The 24160-nt window shown below is 64.3% G+C and carries 22 protein-coding genes, 5 pseudogenes and 1 riboswitch; of the genes and pseudogenes, 9 read left to right on the top strand and 18 right to left on the bottom strand.

The window, feature by feature from the left end:
* The first annotated feature begins 72 nt into the window (after positions 1–72).
* The 3 genes from AC1MCA_RS09765 (at position 73) to AC1MCA_RS09755 (ending at position 1511) form a co-directional block, all read left to right on the top strand.
* Complete coding sequence (locus tag AC1MCA_RS09765; protein WP_479803066.1) at positions 73–450, top strand: Ig-like domain-containing domain; 378 nt, start codon at positions 73–75, stop codon at positions 448–450.
* Between the two features lie 95 nt (positions 451–545).
* A complete protein-coding gene (locus AC1MCA_RS09760; protein ID WP_479803064.1) occupies positions 546–725 on the top strand; it encodes a hypothetical protein in 180 nt (59 codons plus the stop codon).
* Positions 726–1031: 306 nt separating this feature from the next.
* Positions 1032–1511 (top strand): hypothetical protein, encoded by a 480-nt coding sequence (locus AC1MCA_RS09755; RefSeq protein WP_479803062.1) that lies wholly within the window; start codon positions 1032–1034, stop codon positions 1509–1511.
* Between the two features lie 73 nt (positions 1512–1584).
* On the opposite strand, the gene AC1MCA_RS09750 is transcribed toward AC1MCA_RS09755, so the two are convergent.
* Both AC1MCA_RS09750 and AC1MCA_RS09745 read right to left on the bottom strand, forming a co-directional pair.
* Positions 1585–1878 carry a type II toxin-antitoxin system RelE family toxin gene (locus AC1MCA_RS09750; RefSeq protein ID WP_479803060.1) on the bottom strand — a complete coding sequence of 98 codons (294 nt, stop codon included), beginning with the start codon at positions 1876–1878 and terminating at the stop codon, positions 1585–1587.
* On the bottom strand, positions 1875–2150 hold the full coding sequence (locus tag AC1MCA_RS09745; RefSeq protein WP_479803058.1) for a type II toxin-antitoxin system Phd/YefM family antitoxin: 276 nt from the start codon (positions 2148–2150) through the stop codon (positions 1875–1877). Before AC1MCA_RS09745 ends, AC1MCA_RS09750 begins: the two co-directional genes overlap by 4 nt.
* Before the next feature lie 487 nt (positions 2151–2637).
* On the opposite strand from AC1MCA_RS09745, the gene AC1MCA_RS09740 reads away from it, so the two are divergent.
* Positions 2638–3096, top strand: a complete 459-nt coding sequence (locus tag AC1MCA_RS09740) for an alpha/beta fold hydrolase (protein ID WP_479803056.1) — start codon at positions 2638–2640, stop codon at positions 3094–3096.
* A gap of 414 nt (positions 3097–3510) precedes the next feature.
* Here AC1MCA_RS09740 and AC1MCA_RS09735 read toward each other — a convergent pair whose 3' ends face one another.
* The 10 genes and pseudogenes from AC1MCA_RS09735 to AC1MCA_RS09690 form a co-directional block, all read right to left on the bottom strand.
* Entirely contained in the window at positions 3511–4008 is a 498-nt protein-coding gene (locus tag AC1MCA_RS09735; protein WP_479803054.1) for an ester cyclase, read from the bottom strand.
* A 360-nt stretch (positions 4009–4368) separates the two neighbouring features.
* Positions 4369–4916: pseudogene (locus tag AC1MCA_RS09730) on the bottom strand (recombinase family protein).
* Between the two features lie 80 nt (positions 4917–4996).
* Positions 4997–5212, bottom strand: a pseudogene (locus tag AC1MCA_RS09725) (integrase core domain-containing protein); the annotation flags it as partial.
* Between the two features lie 16 nt (positions 5213–5228).
* Positions 5229–6305 carry an IS110 family RNA-guided transposase gene (locus tag AC1MCA_RS09720; RefSeq protein ID WP_479803052.1) on the bottom strand — a complete coding sequence of 359 codons (1077 nt, stop codon included), beginning with the start codon at positions 6303–6305 and terminating at the stop codon, positions 5229–5231.
* 263 nt (positions 6306–6568) lie between these two features.
* Positions 6569–7548: pseudogene (locus tag AC1MCA_RS09715) on the bottom strand (IS3 family transposase); the annotation flags it as partial.
* A gap of 135 nt (positions 7549–7683) precedes the next feature.
* A complete protein-coding gene (gene atzF / locus AC1MCA_RS09710) occupies positions 7684–9525 on the bottom strand; it encodes an allophanate hydrolase (RefSeq protein ID WP_479803050.1) in 1842 nt (613 codons plus the stop codon).
* Positions 9522–13280, bottom strand: coding sequence for an urea carboxylase (uca, locus tag AC1MCA_RS09705; RefSeq protein ID WP_479803048.1), 3759 nt, complete (start codon positions 13278–13280; stop codon positions 9522–9524). The genes atzF and uca overlap by 4 nt, the downstream gene beginning before the upstream one ends.
* Positions 13277–13954 (bottom strand): urea amidolyase associated protein UAAP2, encoded by a 678-nt coding sequence (locus AC1MCA_RS09700; RefSeq protein ID WP_479803046.1) that lies wholly within the window; start codon positions 13952–13954, stop codon positions 13277–13279. The genes uca and AC1MCA_RS09700 overlap by 4 nt, the downstream gene beginning before the upstream one ends.
* On the bottom strand, positions 13951–14832 hold the full coding sequence (locus AC1MCA_RS09695) for an urea amidolyase associated protein UAAP1 (protein ID WP_479803044.1): 882 nt from the start codon (positions 14830–14832) through the stop codon (positions 13951–13953). The genes AC1MCA_RS09700 and AC1MCA_RS09695 overlap by 4 nt, the downstream gene beginning before the upstream one ends.
* Positions 14833–14906: 74 nt before the next feature.
* Positions 14907–16409, bottom strand: coding sequence for an amino acid permease (locus tag AC1MCA_RS09690; protein WP_479803042.1), 1503 nt, complete (start codon positions 16407–16409; stop codon positions 14907–14909).
* A 226-nt stretch (positions 16410–16635) separates the two neighbouring features.
* Between AC1MCA_RS09690 and AC1MCA_RS09685 the strand changes: the two genes are divergently transcribed.
* The gene (locus AC1MCA_RS09685) at positions 16636–17310 is read left to right on the top strand and encodes a TetR/AcrR family transcriptional regulator (protein WP_479803040.1); all 675 of its coding nucleotides are present in this window, start codon (positions 16636–16638) and stop codon (positions 17308–17310) included.
* A 271-nt stretch (positions 17311–17581) separates the two neighbouring features.
* Here the strand turns inward: AC1MCA_RS09685 and AC1MCA_RS09680 are convergent, their stop codons facing one another.
* From AC1MCA_RS09680 to AC1MCA_RS09660, 5 genes and pseudogenes are all read right to left on the bottom strand, one after another.
* A complete protein-coding gene (locus tag AC1MCA_RS09680; RefSeq protein ID WP_479803039.1) occupies positions 17582–18070 on the bottom strand; it encodes a hypothetical protein in 489 nt (162 codons plus the stop codon).
* A gap of 74 nt (positions 18071–18144) precedes the next feature.
* Complete coding sequence (locus AC1MCA_RS09675; RefSeq protein WP_479803037.1) at positions 18145–19017, bottom strand: F510_1955 family glycosylhydrolase; 873 nt, start codon at positions 19015–19017, stop codon at positions 18145–18147.
* Between the two features lie 89 nt (positions 19018–19106).
* On the bottom strand, positions 19107–19745 hold the full coding sequence (locus AC1MCA_RS09670; RefSeq protein ID WP_479803035.1) for a DUF305 domain-containing protein: 639 nt from the start codon (positions 19743–19745) through the stop codon (positions 19107–19109).
* Between the two features lie 144 nt (positions 19746–19889).
* A complete protein-coding gene (locus tag AC1MCA_RS09665; RefSeq protein WP_479803033.1) occupies positions 19890–20357 on the bottom strand; it encodes a hypothetical protein in 468 nt (155 codons plus the stop codon).
* A gap of 80 nt (positions 20358–20437) precedes the next feature.
* Positions 20438–20627, bottom strand: a pseudogene (locus AC1MCA_RS09660) (hypothetical protein); the annotation flags it as partial.
* Positions 20628–20745: 118 nt separating this feature from the next.
* Positions 20746–20911, top strand: a riboswitch (cyclic di-AMP (ydaO/yuaA leader).
* Between the two features lie 3 nt (positions 20912–20914).
* Between AC1MCA_RS09660 and AC1MCA_RS09655 the strand changes: the two are divergent.
* A complete protein-coding gene (locus tag AC1MCA_RS09655; RefSeq protein WP_479803031.1) occupies positions 20915–21694 on the top strand; it encodes an NlpC/P60 family protein in 780 nt (259 codons plus the stop codon).
* Between the two features lie 95 nt (positions 21695–21789).
* Here the strand turns inward: AC1MCA_RS09655 and AC1MCA_RS09650 are convergent, their stop codons facing one another.
* Positions 21790–21933: a hypothetical protein gene (locus AC1MCA_RS09650; protein WP_479803029.1), complete on the bottom strand. Its 144-nt coding sequence runs from the start codon at positions 21931–21933 to the stop codon at positions 21790–21792.
* Between the two features lie 370 nt (positions 21934–22303).
* Between AC1MCA_RS09650 and AC1MCA_RS09645 the strand changes: the two are divergent.
* The 3 genes and pseudogenes from AC1MCA_RS09645 to AC1MCA_RS09635 all read left to right on the top strand — a co-directional run bounded on the left by AC1MCA_RS09645 (position 22304) and on the right by AC1MCA_RS09635 (position 24021).
* Positions 22304–22834, top strand: a pseudogene (locus AC1MCA_RS09645) (recombinase family protein).
* A 258-nt stretch (positions 22835–23092) separates the two neighbouring features.
* Positions 23093–23719 (top strand): TetR/AcrR family transcriptional regulator, encoded by a 627-nt coding sequence (locus AC1MCA_RS09640; RefSeq protein ID WP_479803027.1) that lies wholly within the window; start codon positions 23093–23095, stop codon positions 23717–23719.
* 50 nt (positions 23720–23769) lie between these two features.
* A complete protein-coding gene (locus tag AC1MCA_RS09635; RefSeq protein ID WP_479803025.1) occupies positions 23770–24021 on the top strand; it encodes a hypothetical protein in 252 nt (83 codons plus the stop codon).
* Positions 24022–24160: the final 139 nt, after the last annotated feature.

Below are 24160 nucleotides of genomic sequence, written 5' to 3'. Positions count from 1 at the left end.
TTACGGAGACTTCTAAACCCCTAGAACTGGGCCGGTCTCAGTGCCATGCTTTTATGGGTTGCCTGAGCGAACATGTCTCCGGCTGCCGGTGCGACCGTAACAGCGGTGACGGCGAATGTGACGGGAACATTCTCCGCGGCGATGAACGCGTCGAACGGTCACCCGGCCACGTTCACGCTGACGGCGGGGACCACGACGTTGCCGGCCGCTGTGGCGTGCAACAGCACGAACAGGGTTGCGACGCTGAACCCCACTGCCGACCTCACGGCGGGTACGACCTACACGGCGACGATCAAGGGCGGCACCAACGGGGTGAAGGATGCTGCCGGTAACGCGTTGGCGTCGGACAAGACGTGGGCCTTTACCGCTGCAAGTCCAGCCGTCACCCAGCCGTCCACTCGCCAAGCCGTCCATTCACAGTGCGGCGGACGTCGTCGCTTTCGCGCATGATGGTGTGCTGTGGAACTACCCGGCAATCGGCCGGGGCGGGTTCCAGCGGCCGGCAAAAGATCGGCATCGGCTGGTCCGGGCTGAACAAAGGGTTCGTGACGGACTGGAACAGCATCAACGGCATCTCTGCCGTGGCCGGATTCACCACGGGAAGCTCCGGTCTCATGGCCCGGCTCAGCGACAGCAGACTCGCCCACTGTCTCTTCAGCAAAGGCACATGGGGCGCCCGGACCTTCGTAGACAGAGGATGGAGCACCTACAACATCTTCTGCTAGAACCAGCCCGGTCGGGACACCACCGCCCGGGGCGCAAAACCAGTTGGTCGTTTAAGCCGCCGCATGTATTCAGGTGATAACCCTCGGGGCTACTATGACGACATCACGTCTGTCCATGCATCTTGGGGAGAAATGTATACTTCTCGGGTCGTCGTCGGAATCGCGCTCTTGGCGCTAATGCTCACTGGATGCTCTGGCCCGCAACCCCCGGCAGCACCGACAGTCTCAGTTGCACCCGGATCGGCGCCGAGCGCAAGACTTACCCCCAATGAGGGCGCTGCCGGCAATGAAAACGAACGCGGCCAGGTGGTCCAGGAGATCGGTGAAACGGCCGTACTCGTTACCGACGGATATGACGCCCCTCCTACGATGACCTTCAAGGTGACGTCCGTTGAGCCGGTCAAATGCGACGCACCTAACGCACCCCGGCCACATGGAATTGCCATCGCGGTAGCCCTTGAGATCGTCACCTTCCCAATGTTTTCGGGACCCCTGGTAGTTAATGGCCAGCCAGGGATGATCAGTTTCCGCCCGCACTACTGGAAGGGCTATGCCTCCAACGGCACGCAGATGAACACCGTTGAGTCCTCCATCGAGCACGGCTGCCTTGCCGACAGAACAAAGGTTCTGCCCGATTATTTTGGTAAAGACCGAAAGCTGAACGGGTTGGTCATCCTTGATGTGACGACGCCGACCGGCGAGGTTGCCTTCGTTCCGAACGGCATTGGGGGCTGGGTCTGGGAGTACCCCGGGGATGATTCGGGAACCAGAATCGGACCAGCTTGACGAAATCTTTATTCCGTCAACCTGAACTAGGGGGGAGAGGCTCCCAGTAGGCACATCTTTCCTTGAAGTTCGGCTAACGCGGCTTGTAGACGTCGGATCGGTGTTCGATGCGGTGGACATATAGGATGCGCTCTTCGACGTCGAGGGTGAACAGCACCCTGTAGTCACCGCGGCGGGCGGTGCGCAAGCCGAGGAGTTCGTTCGTCAACGGTTTACTCAGTCGGTAAAGGTTATCGGCCAGGACGCCGGTGACGAATTCGACGATCGCTGCCGCTGCCTTCTCAGGGAGCTGCCGAAAATTCTTCAACGCCGGGCTGGTAACTTCGACCTTCCATGGCTTACGACCGGCAGTTTGTGCATCGGTCACCGCGGCGGCAGCCCGAATTCACGGCGGAGATCGTCACCGCTGGTCGTGTAGCCGCCGGCAATGTCGCGCCGGGACTGGTCCATATCTTCGCGAATGCCAGGCTGAGAAAGCCAATGAATTGTTTCCTGCAGCGACTCAAGGTCCGCGGCAGACATCAGCACGGCCGACGGGTGCCCGTGGCGGGTGATCTGGATGATTTCGTGGGTCTTGTCAGCTTCCTCCACCAAGGCGGAAAGCTTGTCCTTTGCTTCGCTGAGCGGTACCGTTCTCATGGCATCAATCTAGCCGAAACTCTGGCTAGTCACTAGCCCGACTTTTAGCCGAGTCAACATTCCGTCAAGCAGTACCACTGGCGTTAGATTGAGGCAGGACGAAGTGCGTTCTCGGCCTTGAGGTTCAAGGCCCGGGAGGTTTGTGAGGCCTTGACGGGGATGAAACTGATGGCGGATGCCACAGCATTTAGGACGTGCGCGGCGCCTTGTTCCTGGATCATTGTTGCTCCTACGCTGAAGCCATGCCCATTTTGACGGTGAACGGGGCCGGCCTATATTAGGAGGTCCACGGCGAGGGGGTGCCTGTCCTGAGCATCCACGGCACGCCCAGTTCGGCGCTGATGTGGGAAGATGCCGCCGGGCGACTAGCCCGTAACCGCAGGTGCATTATCTACGACCGCAGGGGCTTCTATCGCAGCGGACGGCCCGATCTGTTGGACGCCGCCACCCTGAGATGGTAACGACACTCGTGCTGCTGGAGCCAGCTGTGTTGACACTACATCCGGGCGCTGCGGCGTGGGCGCAGCAGCTGCGCCGGGCGGTGCTGGACGCAGCAGAGGAAGATCCCTCTTCAGTCTCCCAAGTCGTGTTCCGGGAGGTGCTAGGTGGTGAGGCGTGGGAATCGTTCCCCGCCCCGCTACGCGAGCACTTCGCTGCAGCAAGCCCTGCCGTGCTGGCCGAGATCAGGGGCCTGGGCCTGGACCTGAGCCAGACGCCGCTGGAGTTGAGCGAAGCGGAAGCCGGTCACTTACGGCAACCGACCCTGGTCGTTTCCGCTGGGGACTCCCCGGAAGCCCTTCACGCCGTCAACCGGCGCCTGGCCGATCTGCTGCCCAACGCGGAGACGGCACTCGTGGCGGGCGGACACATCATCGACCCGGCCGGGCCCGCCGTGTTGGACTTTCTCGGCAGGCATCTGCCGGCCGGGTCACCCGGGCAGGCCTGAACTGACTTGCCGGCTGACCGGCCCGGTTGCCTTCACTGTGCACGGAGTTCGCTGCAAAATAATCGCGCTGAAAACTGCTGCCGCGAGCAACTCTTCCCGCCCAGGATCGTAAAGGTCCGCCTGCCTCCGCGCGCCCTTTAGGGCGCTGAGTTCGTTGACAATCGCCGTCACCCCCGTGGTGCTGCGCGACGCCGCCGGCCCGGAAGAGGACAGCTTTCTCGTTATCGACCTCCGGTTCGGTGCTGCTGATCAAGCGAGCCCGTTGTGACTGCTGGCATCGACAGGAGTGTCGGTGCCCGATGATGTCGAGCTCATTGGGCGCGGCAGGCTGTCATCGCCGCCTCCCGGCATCGGGGCGATGCCGGATGGAGGTGCCAAAGTATGCCGCGGTTTCCCTCGGTTCTACCAGTGCATCTAGGTCAGGCCGAGTTGCTCTTGCTGGCTCGCCAAATCGTAGTAGCGGCGTTCCTCGATGATCTTGCCGGACTCGTCCAGGCGGCTGAAGAATGCCATGGGGAATTCCAGCCGCCGGCCAGTTGCCGGAATCTCTTCTGCGCCAGGCAGCTGGATGGGCCCGATGTGGGTTCCGCTGATCTTTCCCTCGACAGCGACCATGCGTTTGTCGACAAGCATGCTGGTTAGAGTGAATTCAAGGTCAGGAAAGGCCCTGAGGAACGTCCCCACATCCTGTTCTATCGCGGCGCGGCCACGCAGTGGCTCGGGATACTGGGGATCGACGACGACAGCGTCATCTGCATAGTAGCTGGCAAAGGTAGGGCCGTCATGGGCGTTGATCGCCCGTGCCTGCGCCTCGAGTGTCTGCCGCCCATCCACCGCCATCGCCTGGTTTCGGCCCTCTTCGGCATGGCTCTGGGTTATTAGGAGAGTCGTGATGAATCTACGGATAAACATGTGCTTGCTTCTTTGGTTGATAAGACGGTTAGGGTGCCAGCCCCAGCCCATGGCGTTGAATGCGGGGCGGCCTTGAAAGCCCCTAGCAGCGTTTCCCGGCAATCCGTGAGCAGAGCCGCACATCAGGCGGCCAACCCCATTTTAAGACCAGGAGCAGATCCCCGTGAAGGGTGTGGGCTCTACTACGAGGTCAACGCTTCGAGGGATGCGGGCTTCCGGGGCATCTGCTGCACAGCCAGCCGGAAGCCGATGTGGGCGCAAGTTCGCACAGACGAGAAAAATCCGCGTGGACAACGTCAGCGGATCGGGGTGGTGTCTTCCGAACTTGGTGCAGGCATGTCCCAAACCGGCGGCGGAGGTTCACTCCGGCTCGTCGTGGCGCAGGTACTGGTAGACCGTCTCCCTGCTGATCCCGTAGTCACGGCTAAGAACCGCCTTTGGAACACCGCCGCCTGCGCGCTGGACCAGCTCGGCCGCCCGCTCCGGTGTGAGGGTCTTTTTCCGCCCTTTATAAGCTCCGCTCTTTGGCCAAGGCGATGCCTTCCCGCTGACGTTCCCTGATGAGGGAACGTTCGAATTCGGCGAAGGCACCCATGACGGAGAGCCTGAGGTTTGCCATGGGGGAGTCCTCGCCAGTAAACACCAGACGTTTCTTGACGAACTCCACCCGTACGCCTCTACGGGCGAGGCTCTGGACAAGCGCGCGCAGGTCGTCGAGGTAGCGGGCGAGCCGGTCCATGCTGTGAACAATCGGTGTCTCCGTCGCGGGCGAACCGCAGCAGTTCCGTGAGCTCTGGCCTGGCCGTTTCCCTACCGGAGGCCTTGTCCGTGAAGACCCGGTACAGAACCTGGCCTTCGAGCTGGCGTTTCTTGTTCTGGTCCACCGTGCTCACCCGCACGTACCTGATCCGCTACCCAGTCACCCGTGCCTCCCACTCTCGCTAAGATAGTGCGAATCTGGGGTTACCCGCAAATCGTGGACAGTTGTTCAGGCGGCTTGTGCCGGCTGAGGTTTATTCGTACTGAGGAGTCGTTCGTGTTCCACGGGTGTGGCGTAGCCCAGGGCTGAGTGGAGCCGGGCGCGGTTGTAGAACTCCTCGATCCAGCGTCCCGTTGCCCGGATCGCGTCGTGCCTGGTTGCCCAGCGGCGCCGGTCGTAGAACTCGCTTTTCAAGGTCGACCAGAAAGACTCCTGCATCGCGTTGATGCTCCTATTGTTGTCAACCCGCGATTACGCCGGTCGCCAGGGTGGGCTTGAGCAGGTGGTAGACCTCGCGGATGATGTAGCGCTTGAGGCAGCGGATGATGTCGCGCTTGGATTTCCCTTCGGCGGTTCTGCGGGCGACGTAGGCAATGGTGGGTTCGTGGAATTTCATCCTCACGATCGCTGTGCGGTAAATGGCGGCGTTGAGTTGCCGGTGTCCGCCGCGGTTAAGACGGTGGCGGCCAGAGGTCATGCCGGAGCCGGTGGGGATGGGGCTGATGCCGGCGAGTTTGGCGAAGGCTGCCTCGGAGTGGATGCGCTCGGGGTTGTCTCCTGCGACGATCAGGATCTCGGCAGCGGTGTCGGGCCCGATTCCGTAGGCGTCCAGCAGTTGGGGCGCGGTTCGGGTGACTAGGTTCTCGATCATGCCGGCCAGTTCCTTGGCCTCGGCATCCAGGTTCTGCCAACGCCGGGCGATCGAGCGCAGGGCGTGACGGATGGAGTCCTCGGGGGTGTCCAGGGCCCGGGGACGCAGGGCGCCCAGATAGCGGGCGAGCATGATCTGTGTTTTCTCTGCCGTGTCCTTTCGCATCGGTTCCGGGGCATGGATGAGCATAGCTTTGAGTGTGACCATGGCCGCGGAGCGGTCCTTCACGGCGGTGTCGTGGGCGATCTTGAGTTCACGGATCATTTCCACGGTCCCGTCAGCGGTTTTCGGGACAGCGGTCGCGAATCCGGCGAGCACTGCGCGGGCGGCGTTCTCCGCGTCGAGGGTGTCGGATTTCCCGGCGAGCCTGCGCATGCGCCGGTCGGGGCGGTTCACTTCGACCACCTTGTGTCCTTGCCTGCGGATGAACGAAGTCAGGCCGGCCCCGTAGGAGCCGGTTCCTTCGACGCCGAACGCGATGATCTTGCCGAACGAAACAGCCCAGCCGAGCAGCTGGCCGAAGCCGGCCGAATCGGTGGTCACTGTCAGGGTGTCGAGGATGCCGCCGATCGGATCCATGACGGCGGCGACGTGCACGTGTTTGTGCGTGTCGACGCCAATGACTATGTGTCCTGAGCGGGCGGGTACGAGGATGTGTGGTGCCATGGTGCGTGTTGCCTCCTGCCGGATAACGTGGATATCACGCTGTCGCCGGCGGGTGGACAGGACTGTCATGGGGACGCTGTCGAATGCTGGCTCCAGGCTCCTATCAGGTCACGCCCTGCCCGGCGACAGTGTTTGTTGCTGCCCGGTCGCCGGGCTGACAGATCAACGCAAAGACACCCGAGGGTCTATCCCAACAAGGGTCAAGCCGTGACGACCAGGACTTCCGAATCTACGGCTGATGATTCGACAAAAACAGTCTGACAATCCCAGCACACGCCTGTCCGCCCAACTGACTGCCTGATGCCTAATCCAGCGCAGACGTCGTTGAGCTGGGTAGAGGTGTGCTGGGTGCCGCGGTCGGCGTGGAACACGACCCCGGCCGGGCCGCCGCCGCGCAGGATATGAGCCATACGCAGTGCGCGCTCGACCAGAGCAGCTGTCTGGACCGAGTCCATCGCCCACCCGATCACCCGCCGGGAGCAGGCGTCCCGGACAGCACACAAATACACCCAGCCTTCATCGGTGCGCAGATACGTGATGTCCGAGATCCAGACCGCATCCAGCTTGCCGGTGTCCCACTTTGTGGCCACCAGATCCGGGATTGAATGGACCCGCGCCTCCCCGATCGGCGCTACCGGCCGGAAACGCCGTGGGGAGATCCCTTCCAGCCCCTGCCGGCGCATCGAGGATGCGACGGTCTTCCGGTCAACACCGGTCCCGTTCCGGGCCAGCGCAGCCTGGACCCGCGGCGCCCCGTAAATCCCATTGGAGTCTGCATGGGCCAGCCTGACCTTCGCATCCAGCTCCGCACGCACGACGGCCCGCTCCGACGCCTCGGAGCTTCGTCGGCGCCAAGCGTAGAACCCGGACCGGGACACCCCCAAAAGCCGGGCCATCCGCTGGACCGGGTAGTTAGCCTTCTCCGCCTCCATCAGCTCGAAGCACTCCGATTCTGCTGCTTGGAAGCGAAGAAGGCTGCGGCTTTTCCCAGGAACTCGTTATCCATCCGCAACTGAGCGTTTTCCCGCCGCAAACGCTCCAGCTCAGAGTTCCCCGCCTCAACTGTCGCTGACTCCTCAGGAGCCGCCAGCCGCGCCCGTTCCTGGGCCACCCACCGGCCCAGCAACTGCTCGCCCAAGCCCAGTTCACGGGCCACCGGCGCGACCGCCCTGCCCGTATCAATCACAAGGCGCGCAGCCTCCCGCCGATACTCCGGAGTGAATTTACGTCGTATCGTGCTCACAAGAACACCTTCCCGCAGAATCCAAGGATCCCGCTACTTCAGGTGTCCACCAACAGAGGTTAACCCCAAATCGAGTATGTTCCGGAGTTATTCAAGCGGGGTCAACCGGATTTAGGCGGGGTCCGTTGGGCGGCATCACCATCGTTCGCCCCGGCTGAATCCGACAAGTGCCGCTTCGCCCAGGTTCTGCCACATGCTGCGTGCGACAGGATCAGTCCGGTCCGCAAGCCAATCGCCATGGTGGGTGATGTCTTCTCCGCGTGCCGCCGCAACCGCGTCGCAGGCGAAACCCACGGCGGTGGAACCGTCTGCCAGTTCAATGGACCCAAGCAGCATTGGTTCAGGAAGGGACGCCAGGAACGAGCCGAGTCCTGCCGGCGACAGCAGCCATCGCTCGCCAACGAGTTCCGCGCCGTCGTCGGACCGGTACACGCCGGGCTTCGGCGGCACGGTGTTGAGGGACACCATCCGGTAGCGGGCGGCTGTGCGGACAGGGCCGTCCCACGCGGCCCCGAGCTCTTCCAGCTGTGGGGCCAACGGCTGGCCCTTGCGGTGTGCGCCCACCACCACCAGCGGCAGGGCCACCGCGCCCGCAGTCACCGGCCAGGGAACGGATGTCCACGGCTGGCTGGTCGCCGCCACTGCCGGTACTGCGCCAGCTGCGAAGAGTTCCGGCGTCGCCGGGGTTGCTTCGAGCCTGCGGGCGATGTCGGCCGCTACTGCGTCGTCGAAGGTCCGGGCCACTACTGTCAGCCCGAATTGTGAATTTTCCACCTGCCCTGCCGGGACGGCCACAGCACACATGTCAAACAGGTTGCAGAAGTTCGTGTAGGTGCCCATCAGGGAGTTCACTCCCACCGGATCTGCCGCCAATTCCGCAAGCGTCGGGTGGAAGGGCGCGGTGGGCACCAGCAGGGCATCGAACCCCACCAGCCGCACCATGGCCTTGTGCTTCAGCTCTTTCAGCCTGGCTGTGTCGGCAACATACCGGTGGGCGGGAAGCTTGCCGGCAGCCCGGATGATTCCACCCACCGTCGGATCGATGCCCTCTTGGCCGGGCGTTCCGCCGTCACACGTTTCAATGTAGTTGCCGACAGCGGCGTAGCGCTCCGCCACCAGTGCGCCGTCATACAGCAGCCGTGCCGCGTGGAGGAAGTCATCGAATTCGATGGTCTGGACGTCCACCCCTGAGTTCCGGAGCCGTTCCACCTGGCGGGCAAATTCTGCTGCCCAAGCGTCCGGAAGGGCGGGCAGGCCGGCAGGGTAGGCCACCCGGGGTTTCGACGGTGCTGCCAGCCGGATGTCCGTGGGCCAGGTGCGTGCGTTGCCGGCCATGATGCCCATCGCGAGTTCCGCCGTGGACAGCTGGCGGGCAAAAATGGTGACGGCATCCCATGACCGGCAGGCAGGCACGACGCCGGCGGTGGACACGACGTCCAGCGTTGGTTTGATGCCCACTATTCCCTGCAGCCCGGCGGGGACCCGGCCTGATCCAGCGGTGTCCGTTCCGATCGCGATGTCCACCAGGCCCAGTGCCACTGCCACCGCCGAGCCGGAACTGGAGCCGCCGGAGATGAATTCCGGGCGGCGGGAGTCTCGGACAGCACCGTAAGGGCTGCGCGTACCTACGAGTCCGGTGGCGAACTGGTCCAGGTTGGTGGCGCCCAGGACAAGAGCCCCGGCGGCGCGGAGCCGGGCCACCGCTTCGGCGTCTTTGTCCGGGAGGTAGGCGAAGCCGGGGCACGCCGCGGTCGTGGGGATGCCTGCCACGTCCACGTTGTTCTTGACAGCCAGCAGGAGTCCTGCGAGGGGCAGGTGGGCGCCGCCGGCCACTGAGGTGTCAATGGTGGCGGCTTCGGCCAGCAGTTCGTCCTCGCCGCGGAGCGTGATCCAGATTTCGGGCCGGTCTACTGCGTCGATGGCTGCGAGGGCGGCCCGGACCCGCAGGGTTGCAGGGCCGTTGGTTGCGTCGTTCATACTACTGCCTCTTCCCGCTCCGGAGTTCCCGCTCCGGCAGGTTCCAGGTCATCGTTGCCTAGGACTACCACTGCCTCGCCCGCCACCACTTGGGAACCTGCGGCCGGCAGGACGCGGAACACCACGCCGTCGCAGGGTGCTTGCAGCACAGTTTCCATTTTCATGGCCTCAAGGGAAACCAGGGGCTGTCCCTTGACCACCCTGTCCCCGGCCGCCACGTCAACCTTCCAGACGCTCGCCGCAAAAGGTGCTGCCACGAGTGATCCGCCGTCCGGCACCACTACTTCGTCTGCAGCGGGGGCTATGACGGCGGCCAGCGCATCGGCGCGGTCAAACTCGCCGGCGTCGGCCCATGCCTGCCGTTCCACGGCGAAAGCCGCGCCCTGCTTCTCCCGGAAAGTTGTGATGGACTCGCGGTTTTCCTCGAGGAACAGTTCATGCTCGGCCAGGGAAAATTCGCCGTCCTCGATCTCGACTCCGCGGCCTCTTCCGGCGGCCATGTCGGCGCGCAGGTCCAGGAGTTCCTCGGGGCTGACCGGGTACCAGGAGATCCGGTCGAAAAAGCGCAGCAGCCAGGGTGAGCCGGACTCGAACGGAGCGGAATCCGCGTAGCGCGACCACACCTGGGTGGTGCGGCCCACGAACTGGTACCCGCCGGGTCCTTCCATGCCGTAAATGCACATGTAGGCCCCGCCGATGCCAACCGCGTTCTCCGGTGTCCAGGTGCGGGCGGGGTTGTATTTGGTGGTGACGAGCCGGTGCCGAGGATCCAGCGGCGTTGCCACCGGTGCGCCGAGGTACACATCCCCGAGTCCCAGGACCAAATATTCGGCGTTGAAGACGGTGTCGAAGACGTCGTTGACCGAGTCCAATCCGTTGATCCGGCGGATGAATTCGATGTTCCAGGGGCACCACGGGGCGTCGTCGCGGACACCTGCCATGTAGCGTTCGATCGCTTCCCGGGTGGCGGGGTCGTCCCAGGACAGCGGTAGCCGGACGGTGCGGCTGGGGACCACCAGTTCGGAGCTTGCCGGCAGAGCGGCTTCGATGTCCTGAACGAGTCCCAGCAGCCGCTTGGTGGACAGGACAGACGGGTCCACCTTGATCTGGAGGGAGCGGATTCCCGGCGTGAGGTCCACGATCCCTGGAACGCGGAGCTTTTCGATGTGCTGGTGCAGGGCGTGGACCCTGGCACGGAGGCCGAGGTCCAGCACCATCTCGCCGTACTCCACCAGCAGGTTGTCATCGCCGGAGCGGCGGTAGGTGACTGCGGGCCGGCCCGGGGTTTCTGGCACCCGGCCCAGCACGCCGTCGTCGCCGTCCCCGCGTGCTGTGCGCTCACCGGTGAGCGCCCCTGCTGTGCCTTCTGGTGTCCTTCCGGACTGCTTGGCTGTCAGTTCCGTAGGCCAGCTTGCATCGCCCGGCAGCAGCAGCTGGCGGCCAGGGCCGAGATCCTTGGCCGACGGCGCCTGACCGACCTGGATGGGCACGAACCGGACCTTGTCGCCGGGCCGCAGCTGGCCGAGCTTCCAGCGGTCGGCGGTCACCACGGTGACCGGGCAGACGAACCCGCCCAGGCTGGGTCCGTCCGGGCCGAGCAAGATGGGCGTGTCGCCGGTGAAGTCGAGTGCGCCCACGGAGTAGGCGGTGTCGTGAATGTTGGACGGGTGGAGGCCGGCTTCGCCGCCGTCGGTACGGGCCCAGCGAGGTTTGGGGCCGGTCAGCCGGATTCCAGTGCGTGCGGAGTTGAAGTGCACTTCGTACTCTGCGGCGTACAGTTCCTCGATGTCTTCGCGCTGAAAGAATTCCGGGGCCCCATGCGGGCCTTCCGCCACCGCCAGTTCCCAGGTGGAGGTCAGGGCGGGCCGGCTGTCGAGCGGCACTGCGGACGCGGCTGCTCCTGCAGTGCCGGCCGCCGGAGTCGCGGTGCGGAGCACGTCACCGGCGCGCAGGACGCGTCCGGCGTGTCCGCCGAACTGGCCAAGCGTGAAGGTCGAGGCGCTGCCGAGATAGTGCGGGATGTCCAGGCCACCCTGGAACAGGATGTACCCGCGGAGCCCGTGGCCCGCGGCAGTGCCGATGTCCAGCGTTCCGCCTGCGGGGACTGTTACCGGCGCCCATGCCGGTACCGGAGTTCCGTCGATGGTGACAGTTACGTCTGCGCCGGTGACACATAAGGTGGTCGCGTGCGTGAAGGTCAGGCTGGGGCCGGTCATGGTGAATTCCAGGCCGGGGGAGCCCTCGGGGTTGCCCAGGGCCGTGTTGCCCAGCCGGAAGGACAGGTCATCCATGGGGCCGCTCGGCGGGACACCAACCTGCCACAGCCCGGTCCGACCGGGCCAGTCCTGGACGCTGGTCTGCAGGCCGGGGCGGCCCACGGTGATGCGCGGCTCGGGGTCGCCCACGGAATCCAGGGTGCTGGTGGAGTGCCCAACGCTGCGGACCACGTCCAGGCCGGCCACGGCACGGAGCATTCCGAGGTTGGTCTCAATGCCGTCGATCCTGGTTGCCGCGAGTGCTGCGGCCAGCCGGTCAAACGCCTCGGACCGCGTTGCTGCAGACGTGATGATTTTGCCCAGGAGGGGATCGTAGTTGGTGGACACCTCGGTGCCGGTTTCCACCCAGGCGTCCACCCGGGCATCTGCTGTGCTGGGGTAGACGGCGTTGGTTACGGTTCCGGCGCTGGGCTGGAATCCCCGGGCGGGGTCCTCGGCGTAGAGCCGTGCCTCTACTGCGCTGCCTGACACGGGTACGCTCTCCGGGACGCCGGCAAGCACGTCTTTGGCTTCGACGCCGCCCTGTGCCAGCCGGAGCATCCATTCCACCAGGTCCACGCCGGTGACGGCCTCGGTGACGGGGTGTTCCACCTGGAGCCGGGCGTTGACCTCGAGGAAGGAGGCTTCGCGGCGGGAGGAATCGTAGACGAATTCGACTGTTCCGGCGGAACGGTAATTGAGCGAGGCGCACAGGGCGCGGGAGCTGCGGTGAAGTTCTTCGCGCAGCGCCTCGGGCAGGTCCGGTGCCGGTGCTTCCTCGAGGACCTTCTGGTGGCGGCGCTGCAGGGAGCAGTCGCGGTCGCCGAGGCTGACCACGCGGCCCTCGCCGTCACCGAAGACCTGGACCTCGATGTGTCGGGCGTTTTCGACGTAGCGTTCGGCGAAGACGCCTGCGGTACCGAAGCTGGCTCCGGCCAGGCGGGCGACGCGGGGAAAGCTCTCCACCAGCTCCGCCTCGTTGCGGCAGACCGTCATGCCGATGCCGCCACCGCCGCCGGTGGCCTTGAGCATCAGCGGGAAACCTATTGCGGCGCTTGCCGCTACGGCGTCATCCACGTCTGCCAGCAACCCGGACCCGGCGATCATGGGCACCCCGGCGGCACGGGCGGCATCGCGCGCTGTGTGCTTGGTGCCGAAGATGCGCAGCTGGTCAGCGGTGGGACCGACAAATACCAGTCCTGCCGCCTCCACTGCTTCGGCAAAGGCGGCGTCCTCGGACAGGAAACCGTACCCGGGATGAATAGCCCCCGCGCCCGTCGATTTGGCGGCCGCCAGCAGGGCGTCCACCCGAAGGTAGGACTCCTTGGCCGCTGCGGGTCCCAGCAGCACTGCCTCGTCTGCGAGGCGGACGTGGCGGGCGCCGCGGTCCGCTTCGGAGAACACGGCAACGGTCCGGAGGCCGAGCTTACGGGCTGACTCGATAACGCGGCAGGCAATTTCGCCGCGGTTGGCAATCAGCAGGGTGTCAAAGCTGTTCACTTGGCAGCCTCCGGCCGGGTGATGATCATGCGGACGGGTGTGGGGTTGAAGCCGTTGCATGGGTTGTTGATTTGCGGGCAGTTTGAGACGAGCACCAGCGTGTCCACCTCGGCGCGCAGCGCTACCCGCTTGCCGGGCGCGGAAAGTCCGTCAACAATGCCCAGGGCACCGTCGGGATCCACCGGAACGTTCATGAACCAGTTGATGTTGGACACCAGGTCCCGCTTCCCCAAGCCCCAGCGGGAGCCTTCAATGAGGAAGTTTTCAACGCAGGCGTGCTGTTCACGGGTGTGCTGGCCGTAGCGGAGGGTGTTGGATTCCTGCGAGCAGGCCCCGCCGATGGTGTCATGTACACCCACCTCGTCCGCCACGACAGTCATCAGCGGAACTCCGGTGTCCGCGCGAAGCACCGAACCCGTGGTCAGGACGATCGACTGCTGCTGCGCGATGGTGACCGCCGCCGAGTAGCGCACGGTGGTGTCGCCTGCGGCGTACAGCAGGCAGTCCACCGCCTGGTTGCCCTCCAGGTCTACGATGGTCAGCACCTCACCGGCTGCCACCACCGCTGACCACGGTCCTTTGGCTTCGACGAATTCGTCGAGGACCACTGTGCCGGGCATCAGGGCGGTTTCACCCGCTGCGGGGACGGGCTTGGTATCAAGGGCGGTGTTCATCGGGCGTTCCTTGCAGTCAGGTCGTGTTCGGTGTTGCGGAGCGCTTGCAGGTGTTCGGGAGCCAGGGTGCCGGCGAGGCTGCCCGCTTCCAGCGCAGGAAGGTCCTGCGGCGCATGCCAGGCGACAATGTCGACGGCCGTTCCGGTGAAGTCCTCACGCGGGTCCAGGGGGTGGGCGGTGTTGGCCAGCACCAGCACCGCGTCCATCTGGAGCAGGAGTTCGACCGCGGCGCCCGGGCCACCGCTTCCGGCGAAGGCGATGCTGCCGGAAGGGTCAACGCGGACGCCCTTGAAGAAGGACAGCGTCGGCGCTACGTCGCGGGGGCCCAGCCCGTTCTTTAGGGCCGCGAGGGTGAGGAGTTCGCGGGCGGCCGGGGAGGCGCTGTGGGCGGTGCCGTCACCGTACCGGGCAGTGTTTCCGCTGAGGGTGGTGGCCCCGGTGAGGGCATCGTGGCGGGAGGAGGAGTCAGACACAACCGTGGCCATCAGGCGGCCGGCGTCGGAAAGCAGCGGGTGGCCCGCCCCCGGGTATGCCTGCCACGGGACCTTGACGGTATCCGCGATGTTGAGGCGTTCGTGGAGGGCACCTGCCCGGTAAAGAAGGGTGTGCACGCAGGCATCACCGTCGGTGTCCGTGAGCCGGACCCGGGTGCCTCGGGCCAACTGCATGGTGGTGTAGCGGCCAAAGGCCAGCTCTTCGGCCCAGCTGACGGAAGCTGCGGCACCGTCCGGAAGCCCTGCCATAAGGCGCGCGGGGGCGGAAGAAGCTGGCACGTGGCGCATGGTGTCCGCCCTCCGGCCGTGCTGTTCCCTAGCGTGAGCGCGGGCGCCGACGGTGGTAGCCGTACCGGTCTCTGGTGTTTCGATGGTCTGTGTCATGTCGGTCCTGTGTTCTTTACGGCTGGGGGTTCTTGAAGGCTGATTTTGGAGCGAGGGCTGGCAGGCGCGGGCTTTTAGGCTTTGGCTGCCAGGTTCCGGCTGCGGACCCAGAGGCCAAGGAGCAGGACCGCGGTCACCATCAGTGGCGCCGAATAGAGGAGGATCCCGTTCTCTCCCGAGGGGTCGTAAACCTCGGGCCGGGGCCAGGCAAGGTTTACCACCATCACGGCCCCGTAAAGAACGGCAAGGATATTGACGGGCAACCCCCAGCGTCCGAGCGAAAAGAGTCCCGCGGGCAGGGTCTGTCCCACCCTGTTCCAGTCGCCCCGGAGCCTGTTAAGCAGCTGCGGCACTGTGACCAGGAGGTAGGCGAAGTAGACCATGACGATGCAGACGCTGCAGAGGGTGGTGAACAGCGCCGCGTTGCCCACGTTGATGGCAAGCACGCCAACGGCCAGGGCGCCGATGACGATCGAGGGCCACATGGGTGTCCCTCGAGTGGGGTGGACCGAGGACAGCAGCGCCGAGGCGGGGAGTTTGCCATCGCGTGCCATGGAGAACACCAACCGTGAACCGGCTGTCTGGATGGCTAGGGTGCAGACAAAGATAGCGATGGCCACGTCCACCAGAAGGACCTTGCCCCAGAACGTGCCCAGTACTGCGGTGAGGACGTAGGGCAGGCCTTCAGTGGCGAGCCGGCCGTCGTCAAGGCTTGGTGCAGCCATCAGGGCAGTGATGATCATCAGTGCCCCGCCGATTCCGGAGATGAGCAGGGCTGACAGGATGGTGCGCGGAGCGGTACGGCGGGGGTCTTTGGTCTCTTCGGAAAGCTCACCGGCGGAGTTGAAACCCACCATGACGTAGGCGGCCATCAGCCCTGAAACCAGGAAGGCTCCGACAGACCCGAGGTCCGAGCCCTGGAGTACGGTGGTGTCCGCGACAACTTCGGGCCCGCGCCGAGCGGCGCTGATGAGTGCGAGGATGACGGCCACGACGCCGATAATCTCGCACGTCACACCGACAGAGTTCACGTGTGCCATGAGCTTGACGCCGAGGGAGTTGATGATGGTGGTGGCTACCAGGAGCACAGCCCCGAGGACTACTGCATTGGCGGCACCGGTGACCGTGTTGAGGGCAGAATCGCCGCCCACCAGCTGGAAGCCATCCCAAAGCTGGGGCAGCACGACCTGCAGGGCAATGGCGGCGGCGGCGGCGGTGACCACCTGGGCGATTGCCATGAACCAGCCGGCGAACCAGCCAACGCCCTCACCGCCTACTCGCCGGGCCCACTGGTATACGGCCCCGGAGAGCGGGTAGCGGGCGGCGAGTTCGGCGAAGTTCAGTGCAACGAGGAGCTGACCAACCAGCACAACCGGCCATGTCCAGAAGAACGCAGGCCCGGCGAACGAGTAGCCGAAAGCGAAGAGCTGGAAGATGGTGGTCAGGATGGAGACAAAGGAGAAGCCGGCGGCGAAGGAAGCGTAACGGCCGAGCTTTCGGTGGAGGGTGGGCTGATAGCCAAGGGACGTCAGATCCGCATCGTCCTGGTGGACGGTGGGGAGAACGGTTGATGTCATCGGAATCTCCGGGGCTGGAATGGCAGGGGGGATGAAGCCTCCCGGCAACGCAGCGCTCGGCCGACGGCTGCGGATTACCGGTCAATTGATAGTTTTTCAGTGCCATGTCCCCAAACAGTTTCACTCCTGTAAAAGGCAAATAGACATCTTGTTTCCGGTTCATTTCCATCCCCTCACACCCATGGTCGGCGGTATTTGCAGCCGACAGGAGTGCAAGAATGATGCGGTGACTTCAGCCGGACCGGGACGCCCTCGCCACCAACAGCCCTCCCGACCAGGGGCCACCGCCCGTGACGAAATCCTCGATGCGGCCGCCGAACTGTTCACCACCCAAGGCTTTGCCAGCACCTCCACGCGGTCCATCGCGGACGCGGTCGGAATCAGGCAGTCCTCGCTTTACCACCACTTCAAAACGAAGGACGACATCCTCGAGAACCTCCTGGAGGGCACCGTGTCCAGTGGGCTGAAGTTCGCCCGGGCCGTTGCTGCCGAAACGGGCGACGAAGCTGCCCCCGGGAGCCGACTCCACGCTGTCGCCCTATACGACGGCATGCAACTCCTCAGCGCCCGCTGGAACCTCGGAATCCTCTACCACCTGCCCGAGGTCCGAAGCACCCGCTTCGCGCAGTTCCTGGCCGACCGGCAGGAGCTGCGCAGCCTTTACAGACAACTGGGCGCTGGCCTGTCCTTCGCCAACGGAACCGACAGCCCCACCGCCGGCGGTGATCTTACCTTCCGCTTGGTCGAATCCCTGATCAGTCTTCGATCGGATGGAATGGCCGGACCCGACTCGAACATGCAGGTTGCGGACGCCGGGCTTATCCTCTGCGGGTTGGCCGGAGAGCTCCACGCAATAAGGGAAGAGAGCAGCACGATCATCCGCCGCTTCGCCGAGAACTAGGCTAAGCGGCTCACGCTCGTAGTGAGGCTGAGGTCCGCCGCAAGTGCGCCTATAAGGGGCGACGTTGTCAGCAACGTGCCCTGACCTACAAGTGACGTTTAGGGCTCGTTGGCTGCGGCGCTCTTTTGACTGGCTGAAAAACAAATTCCGGACCCGCATTGGTTTTTTGTGTGGTGGTGCCCGGGCCGGTGGTCCGGTGCACCTCCTTTCCCTTCCTCGTTGCCCTGTTGGGCCGGTATGGCTGTCCTCTTGCTGGCAGGTAACTCCCCTTCTAATCGGGGAGCCGGCTTTGCCGGTGAACCTTCATTGCCCGTTCTCTTGCCCTGTAGGAGGTGAGTGCCGCACGGGGACGTTCGGCAGCTTTGAACAGGTCAGCGGCCCATTCGAACTCGGCCGCGGCAGCGAGGTAAAGACCCTCGCCAAAAAGCCGCCGCCCGATCTGATGGCCGACCTGGGCTTCCCTGAACTTCGTGCGTGCAGCGCGCAGGGCCCGTTCCTGCATTTGGGCCGCGTCCAGCCAGCGATACTGCCGTTGATAGGCGTAAGCAAGAACGAGCAGGACACGGAACGGGTCCGTGGAGGCGGCAAGCAGTTCTTGGGCGTCAGTGACTGCTTCGTCACCACGTCCCAGAAGGGACAGAACCCATACACGTTCCAGGCCGGTGCAACTGTCCAGCCGGGCTTCCATCGCATCCCTGTCCGCGACCACGTCCCGCAGCGTCACCGGGTCCACGAACCAGATTCTCTCCTGATGCTCCATCGGGGAAGCCCCTTACACCGCCGCGATTATCAGCGCACAGGTAAGACCCATGAAGGCAATGGAACCGGTGGTGCTCATCGGACAGCGGCAGGGGCATGAAACACCACACCGCCATCAGGGGATACGACGAGCCCACCAGTGGTGGCGGCCCAGATCCATGGTTTGCCGTCTGCCTTCTTTACGGCGGAGATCGCCTGGACCTGACCCTCGATCCGGCCGGTGGGGGCCCACGTTGTTCCCGCGTCTGCTGAAAATTGGACTGAACCCTCCGGCTCGACGCCGAAGACTTCAGTGCCGCTGGCAAATGCAACGAATTGGATGATGGGCGCTGCTGTATTCAGTTCCCAGGTTTTCCCGCCGTCACGGGAACGTTGGAGCCCTTCGCGGGTGGTGGCAAGAACGGTGTCGGTTTCGGGGTTGCCGGCCAGAACGGCCGGGACGAAGTCGGCTGCGGCCGGGGTCCAGGTCTTTCCGTCCGGGCTGGTTTGAAGTGTTCCGTCGTAGGCGACGATTCCGGACCTGGCTGTAGCGAGGGCGTGGAAGTCGGATTCGCCTTGGCGGGAGAGCTGCTCCCACGTCTCTCCGCCGTTTGTGGATCGGATCAGGCCCATGGGGTTGGGCAGGTCCGAACCGGGGCCCGGGTGCCCGGAAGCATAGAACACACCTTGGTCAGCGGCTGCGGTGAAGCCCATCAGGTCATTGGTGGCGCCGATTCGGGTGGCGGGGGATTTGGTGACGTCGAACAGGCCTTCGTGGGCGGCCAGCAGGACTTGGTCGGTTTCGCGGTTCACGCTCAGGCCGTGGACGTGGGAGCTGGGCAGGCCGGTGGCCGCAGTGGTTGGGGCGGTGCCGGTTGGCGAGCCGACGGAACAGGCGGACAGCAGGAGGGCGGCGGCCGCGGTGAGTCCAGCGGCGGGACGTCCTCGGTGGATGAAGTGCAGGGGCACGGGAACTCCAGGGGTGGTCCAGAAAATGGGGGGGTGGGGGAAGGCGCCGGCCCCACGGGGGGACGGGGCCGGAGCCGGTGGTGTGCTGGCTACAGGGTTGCCAGCAGGTCTTTCATTTCCTGGATTTCGGCTTCCTGGGAGCTGACGATGTCCTTGCTGAGCTGGACCGCCTCAGGGTTCTTTCCGTCGGAGGTTTCGATCTTGGCCATCTCGACGGCGCCTTCGTGGTGGGCGACCATCTGGGTCAGGAACAGTTTGGCGGCCTCGGTGCCCTGGGCGGCCTCGAGCTTCGCCATGTCCTCCGCACCCATCATCCCGGACATGCTGTGTCCCGGGGCCATGCCGGTGGGCAATTCGGTGGGCTGTCCCCAGCTTTCAAGCCAACCGGTCATCTTCTCGATTTCCGGTCCCTGGGCCGCCTTGATCTTGGCGGCCAGGTCCGTGACCGGAGCGGGAATTCCTTCTTTTTTGAGCATGATGTCGCTCATCTCCACAGCCTGGGCGTGATGCGGGATCATCATCTGCGCGAACATCGTGTCCGCGTCGTTGAACTCAGCCGAAGCTGCTGCCGAGGTTGCCGGGGCTGAGCTTGATGGCGCCGCGGAGCTGCCGTGGTCCATGCCGGGCATGCTGGTCGCGGAACTTCCGGCACCGGTGCCGGTGGAGCAGCCGGCGAGGGCGATCGCAGCAGCGATGGCGGCAGCGGGAATGGTCAGGGTCTTTTTCATGGAAATCAGGGTCCTCAAAAGTATCGGCGGCGCGCAGCGCCCTTGGATTGCATGCAGTGATGGCCCCTTGCGGGGGACCTGTTTTATGCGTGCCGAAATAGCTGGACGGTGCGCCGGGCAGGACACGGCGCCGTCAATGCTGGTTTACGTCCGGCTGATACAGAGGTCACCGGGGGAGGGGCTGGCCGGTGAGTAGGAATAGTTCGTGCTGGCTGCAGCCGCCGCACCGAAGTCGGGTAAGGCATAGGGCGCTATGCCCGGAGCAGGTGCGGTAAGCGAGGTGTTTCCCGGGGACAGCACGCAGGCATTGCCCCCGGTGGATATCTCCGGGCAGGAACCTGCAGGGGCGCAAGAAGAAGAAGGCGAGCCAGTTGCCGCTTGGGTCACTGCAGCCCCGGAGGTCCCCGGTGGATGGGAGTGGTCCTCAGGGAGGCTTTGCAGGTGCACGGTTGATTGGGCGGCTGTTGCCGGCATGGTGTGCGCCGCGCTCAAGTGGTGGGCCCCGGTCATGATGTGCATGCCAAAGACGCCGGCGATGATGGCCAGGGCCGCCGTCAGGAAGCCGGTCCGAAGGAGGAGCGCGGTGAAGGGTCCACGCGATGGTGCGCTCACAACGGTTCCTCCCTTCCGTGCAGGTTTTCAGATTCTTAAGCCTACCGGCAGGGGTGTCCCTGCCGGTCACCGTCTCTTGTCTAACGTGCCTGGGAGGCATTGAGTTTCACCTGCCGCAGCAGCTGGGCTTTCAGTGCCACCACAATCGTGGACAAGGGCATCAGCACCGCCCCCTGCTGGACGGGACAGTAGGACCCCGGCGAAGGCCAGGACACCGGCCGCTACAGGAACAGCGAGGATGTTGTAGCCGGTGGCCCAGATGATGTTCTGCCGCTATTGCCGTTATGCAAATGTGACAAATGTTGCTGCTGTGACGTAGGGTCTGAAGCCGTGCCGGTTCTCCGAATGCGGCACTCCTGAGCAGACTTGCCTAACTCTGCCGCTGCCCGGGATCCGTTCGCAAAATTCGTCCGGCAGAGACGGGGAACCCAATAACGGTCTGCTACCGACAGGCCTCGGGGTGAAGCCGTGCCTGATGCACCTGTGTATCACCACGGCCGGGTGTCTCCCATCCGAATCCGACAGCTAACCTCGCAGGCAGTGGGAGAGGCCCTTTCATGCCCAATCGCAAAGCTCACGGCCGCCGCCGCGCGCACCCCGTCCGCACCAGCCCCCTGGCTGTCCTGTCCAAATCCGTCGCCGACAACGCCGGCGGTGTCGGCCGCCAGGCCGCCGTCATCGCAGCAGCATCCGGACTCGTCCTGACCAGCGGCATCGCCGCCCAGGCAGCAGACGCCCCAACCCAGCGCGAGGCCGAGCCGGCATCAAACCTGGAAATTACCAGCCAGGTACACACCCCGCTCAGCGCAGACGCCACAGTCCAGATCACTTTCGAGCGTCCCGCCGTGAAGACGACACCGGCGCCTGTAGTGGAAGCACCCAAGCCTGTCGCCGTCGAGACCCCCAAGGCGGCCGTGGCCGCGGCTCCGGTCGTGGCGAAGGCCGCTGCACCCGCCAAAGCTCAGATCACAGTCACCCCTGCTGCTGCAGTTCCCGTTGCGGCACCGGCAGCCGGCGGGATCAACGCCACTATGGTGTCCTCCGCCTACGCCCAAATCGGCATGATCCAGGACTGCACACGACTGGTCGAAAACGCCCTGAATGCTGCAGGCATCCCCGTCGGCGACCTCGGCCCCATGCAGTTCATGAACTACGGCACCATCGTCACCGACCCCCAGCCCGGCGACATGGTCATGCAGCCCGGCCACGTAGGCATCTACGTTGGCAACGGCCAAGTCCTCAGCTCCGGCCTTAATGGCAAGAACGAAACCGCCGTCCACCCCCTGACCTGGATGACCTCAAAGGGCGCCGTCACGTTCGTCCGCGCAGGCATATAGAAACACTGAAGGCCGGTGATTCAATGCCTTGGGGGCAATGCATCACCGGCCTTCAGCATGCCTTGGCGGCTTGGCCAGATGCGAACCGGGGGTGTTTAGGGGAGCTGTACCAAGAGTGCGGATACGTCGCTGTCTGCCTGGAAGTGGGCGTGCGCGTCAGGGGAGATCATCTGGACCATGTTCGTAGTTCTGCGCCGCTCGATCTCGCCGCCCTTGAGGATGTTTTCGTGGTGGGTCACCCTGTTGCGGGAACTCTCTAATTGCGGTTAGTGCTTGGCTAACCCGATCCCTGTCGGTCCCGGGGGGAGAGGCCCTGTGCAGGTCGGGAAACCACCCATATGGTTTTTTCATGGCTGTCACCAACTAGGCAAGTCCAAATCCGAACATTTATTCCGCCACGATTTTCCCCGGGACGGGTGCAACGACCGGTGTCGCGCAGCGTTCACGGGCGTCGTGCACCTTTCCGCGGCGATTCTTGTTTGCGTCCCAGCTCTTACCGGTCCTCTCGTTCTTTCGGAGGGACACGGGGAACAAACTGGAGCAGGGTCCGTGATCCGTCCCATGGGACTCGTTGGGAGGACAGTCGACGAGAGCTGACGGTCACAGGCATTGCGGAGCTCCACCTCCAAGTTGCTGGCCGGCGGCGTCCGACGCGATGATCTCTACGTGGATCACGGTGCCTCCGGGACGCGAGCCTCACGACCCCAGTTCGACCGGGCACTCGATGCCTTGATCGACGGAGACACCCTCGTCATCACGACGCTTGATCGGCTCGGCCGGTCCACCCAGAACATGCTTGCCTTCGCCGACGAACTCCGCGGTTGAGGCGCGGGCCTACGTGGCTAACCTCTGCGGTGGCGACGTCGATACCGCCATATCCCTGGGGTCGATGTTGTTCACCATCATGGCAGCTCTCGTGCAAATGGAATTCGGGATCAACGCGAACGCGTCAGCGAATCCATCAGCAAACGCAGAGAAGCCGGAAGAACCTGGGCGGCCGACGCCGCCGGGTTACCGACAGCCAGATTCGAAGTGCATTGCGCCCGGTAGAAGGCGGCGAACCCGCTGCGAAGGGTACAAGGGATCTCGGAAATGTCCCGAGCAACGTTTGTTAGACGGTCGCCACAGCTGAAGGATTAGCCCAGTGGCTCCCTCCTGAGGGCGACACCGCGCGAGAATACCGCCAAGAGCGATCAAATCCACAGGCTGGAAAGTCAGGGCGACGGGGCCGGTCCGGATACAACGTCATTTGCCTGCTAGCTGACATCCGTACTGACCGGTCTGTCTGGGTTCGGTGTAGTGTCTGCTGTGATGGAACACTCACAGAGCTCAATAGTTGACCCGCTTGGCACTCCCGACCCTTCCTGGCCGTCTCCCCGTGGGGCGCGGGAGCGCATAATGGCGGCCGCTTACGAATTGTTCGCCCAGCGTGGCATCCGCGACGTCGGTATTACTGAACTGATTTTGCGCGCCGGGGTTGCCAAGGCCACGTTCTATGGGCACTTCACCTCCAAGGATGAGTTGGTGCTCGCTTTCCTGGAACGCTGTCATCAGAACCTCACTGTCGAGCAGATCATCGCTGAATGCAGAAAGAGATCCGAGGACCCGACAGTCCAGCTACTGGCAATTTTCGATGTTCTGGACGGGTGGTTCCGCCGGGATGACTTCCAGGCTTGTGCGTTTGTGAGCACCATGCTGGAAATGGGTCCCACCCATCCCTTGGGAGAGGCATCCATCAGCTATCTGGCGCAAGTCAGGGCCTTCATGCGGACTCTCGCTGAGGAGGCGGGTCTGGACCGGCCGGACGTATTTGCCCGGTCCTGCCACATCCTGACGAAGGGCTCCATTATCTCGGCGGTCGAAGGAGACAGGGAGGCAGCAATCTTGGCCAAACGTATGGCCGCTTCACTCATCTCCGACCACGGGGGCGCCGCCACTCTCGCCGGTAACGGTCCGGCGATGGCCGGAACACGAGGAACCACGCCTGACACAGGCTCGTCCGGGCCCCCGGCGCCGGGAAGTTGAGGCAGCTGTACCCAAAAGGCGGGCCACCGCACCTTGTTGAAGGAGCCATCATGGCGTATTCGCAGTTCGACCAGTTCCTCCAGGAAGCCACCTATCGTGAACAGGAGTCAGACTCGACTCTTGACCCGGACTCCCTTTATGGCCTCTACACCAGCTGGTGCAGCGTGTCCCGCAACACGCCACGGACCGAGAAGACCTTCTGGGCCGCAATGAAAGATCGTGTCGGTCCAGGAGAGGGCCTGCGTATGAAGGGGCCTGCGGCCGCCGACTACATCCTGACCAGCTACCCGGCCATGGTGTGAACACCACCATGACCGCAGCGTCCAGCAGCTACGTTCCCCGGGACACGGATCAGCCACGGGGAAAACGCCCCTGGTGCCCAACGTGTGACACCGACCTGCACCTCGAGGTTGAATCGCCGACCGTTCCTGGCCGGCAGGC

Source organism: Arthrobacter sp. BK1 (genome assembly GCF_056680055.1).
The sequence above is the reverse complement of the archived record's forward strand: the minus strand, read 5'-3'. Positions and strand labels throughout refer to the sequence as shown.

Bases quoted from the DNA above. Each gene is read 5' to 3' on its own strand.
- AC1MCA_RS09720 (WP_479803052.1), bottom strand. From the start codon at position 6,305: ATGGCACCACACATCCTCGTACCCGCCCGCTCAGGACACATAGTCATT.
- AC1MCA_RS09635 (WP_479803025.1), top strand. From the start codon at position 23,770: ATGGCGTATTCGCAGTTCGACCAGTTCCTCCAGGAAGCCACCTATCGT.
- AC1MCA_RS09670 (WP_479803035.1), bottom strand. From the start codon at position 19,745: ATGAAAAAGACCCTGACCATTCCCGCTGCCGCCATCGCTGCTGCGATC.
- AC1MCA_RS09735 (WP_479803054.1), bottom strand. From the start codon at position 4,008: ATGTTTATCCGTAGATTCATCACGACTCTCCTAATAACCCAGAGCCAT.
- AC1MCA_RS09765 (WP_479803066.1), top strand. From the start codon at position 73: ATGTCTCCGGCTGCCGGTGCGACCGTAACAGCGGTGACGGCGAATGTG.
- AC1MCA_RS09695 (WP_479803044.1), bottom strand. From the start codon at position 14,832: ATGACACAGACCATCGAAACACCAGAGACCGGTACGGCTACCACCGTC.
- AC1MCA_RS09690 (WP_479803042.1), bottom strand. From the start codon at position 16,409: ATGACATCAACCGTTCTCCCCACCGTCCACCAGGACGATGCGGATCTG.
- AC1MCA_RS09745 (WP_479803058.1), bottom strand. From the start codon at position 2,150: ATGAGAACGGTACCGCTCAGCGAAGCAAAGGACAAGCTTTCCGCCTTG.
- AC1MCA_RS09655 (WP_479803031.1), top strand. From the start codon at position 20,915: ATGCCCAATCGCAAAGCTCACGGCCGCCGCCGCGCGCACCCCGTCCGC.
- atzF (WP_479803050.1), bottom strand. From the start codon at position 9,525: ATGAACGACGCAACCAACGGCCCTGCAACCCTGCGGGTCCGGGCCGCC.
- AC1MCA_RS09700 (WP_479803046.1), bottom strand. From the start codon at position 13,954: ATGAACACCGCCCTTGATACCAAGCCCGTCCCCGCAGCGGGTGAAACC.
- AC1MCA_RS09680 (WP_479803039.1), bottom strand. From the start codon at position 18,070: ATGGAGCATCAGGAGAGAATCTGGTTCGTGGACCCGGTGACGCTGCGG.
- AC1MCA_RS09640 (WP_479803027.1), top strand. From the start codon at position 23,093: ATGGCGGCCGCTTACGAATTGTTCGCCCAGCGTGGCATCCGCGACGTC.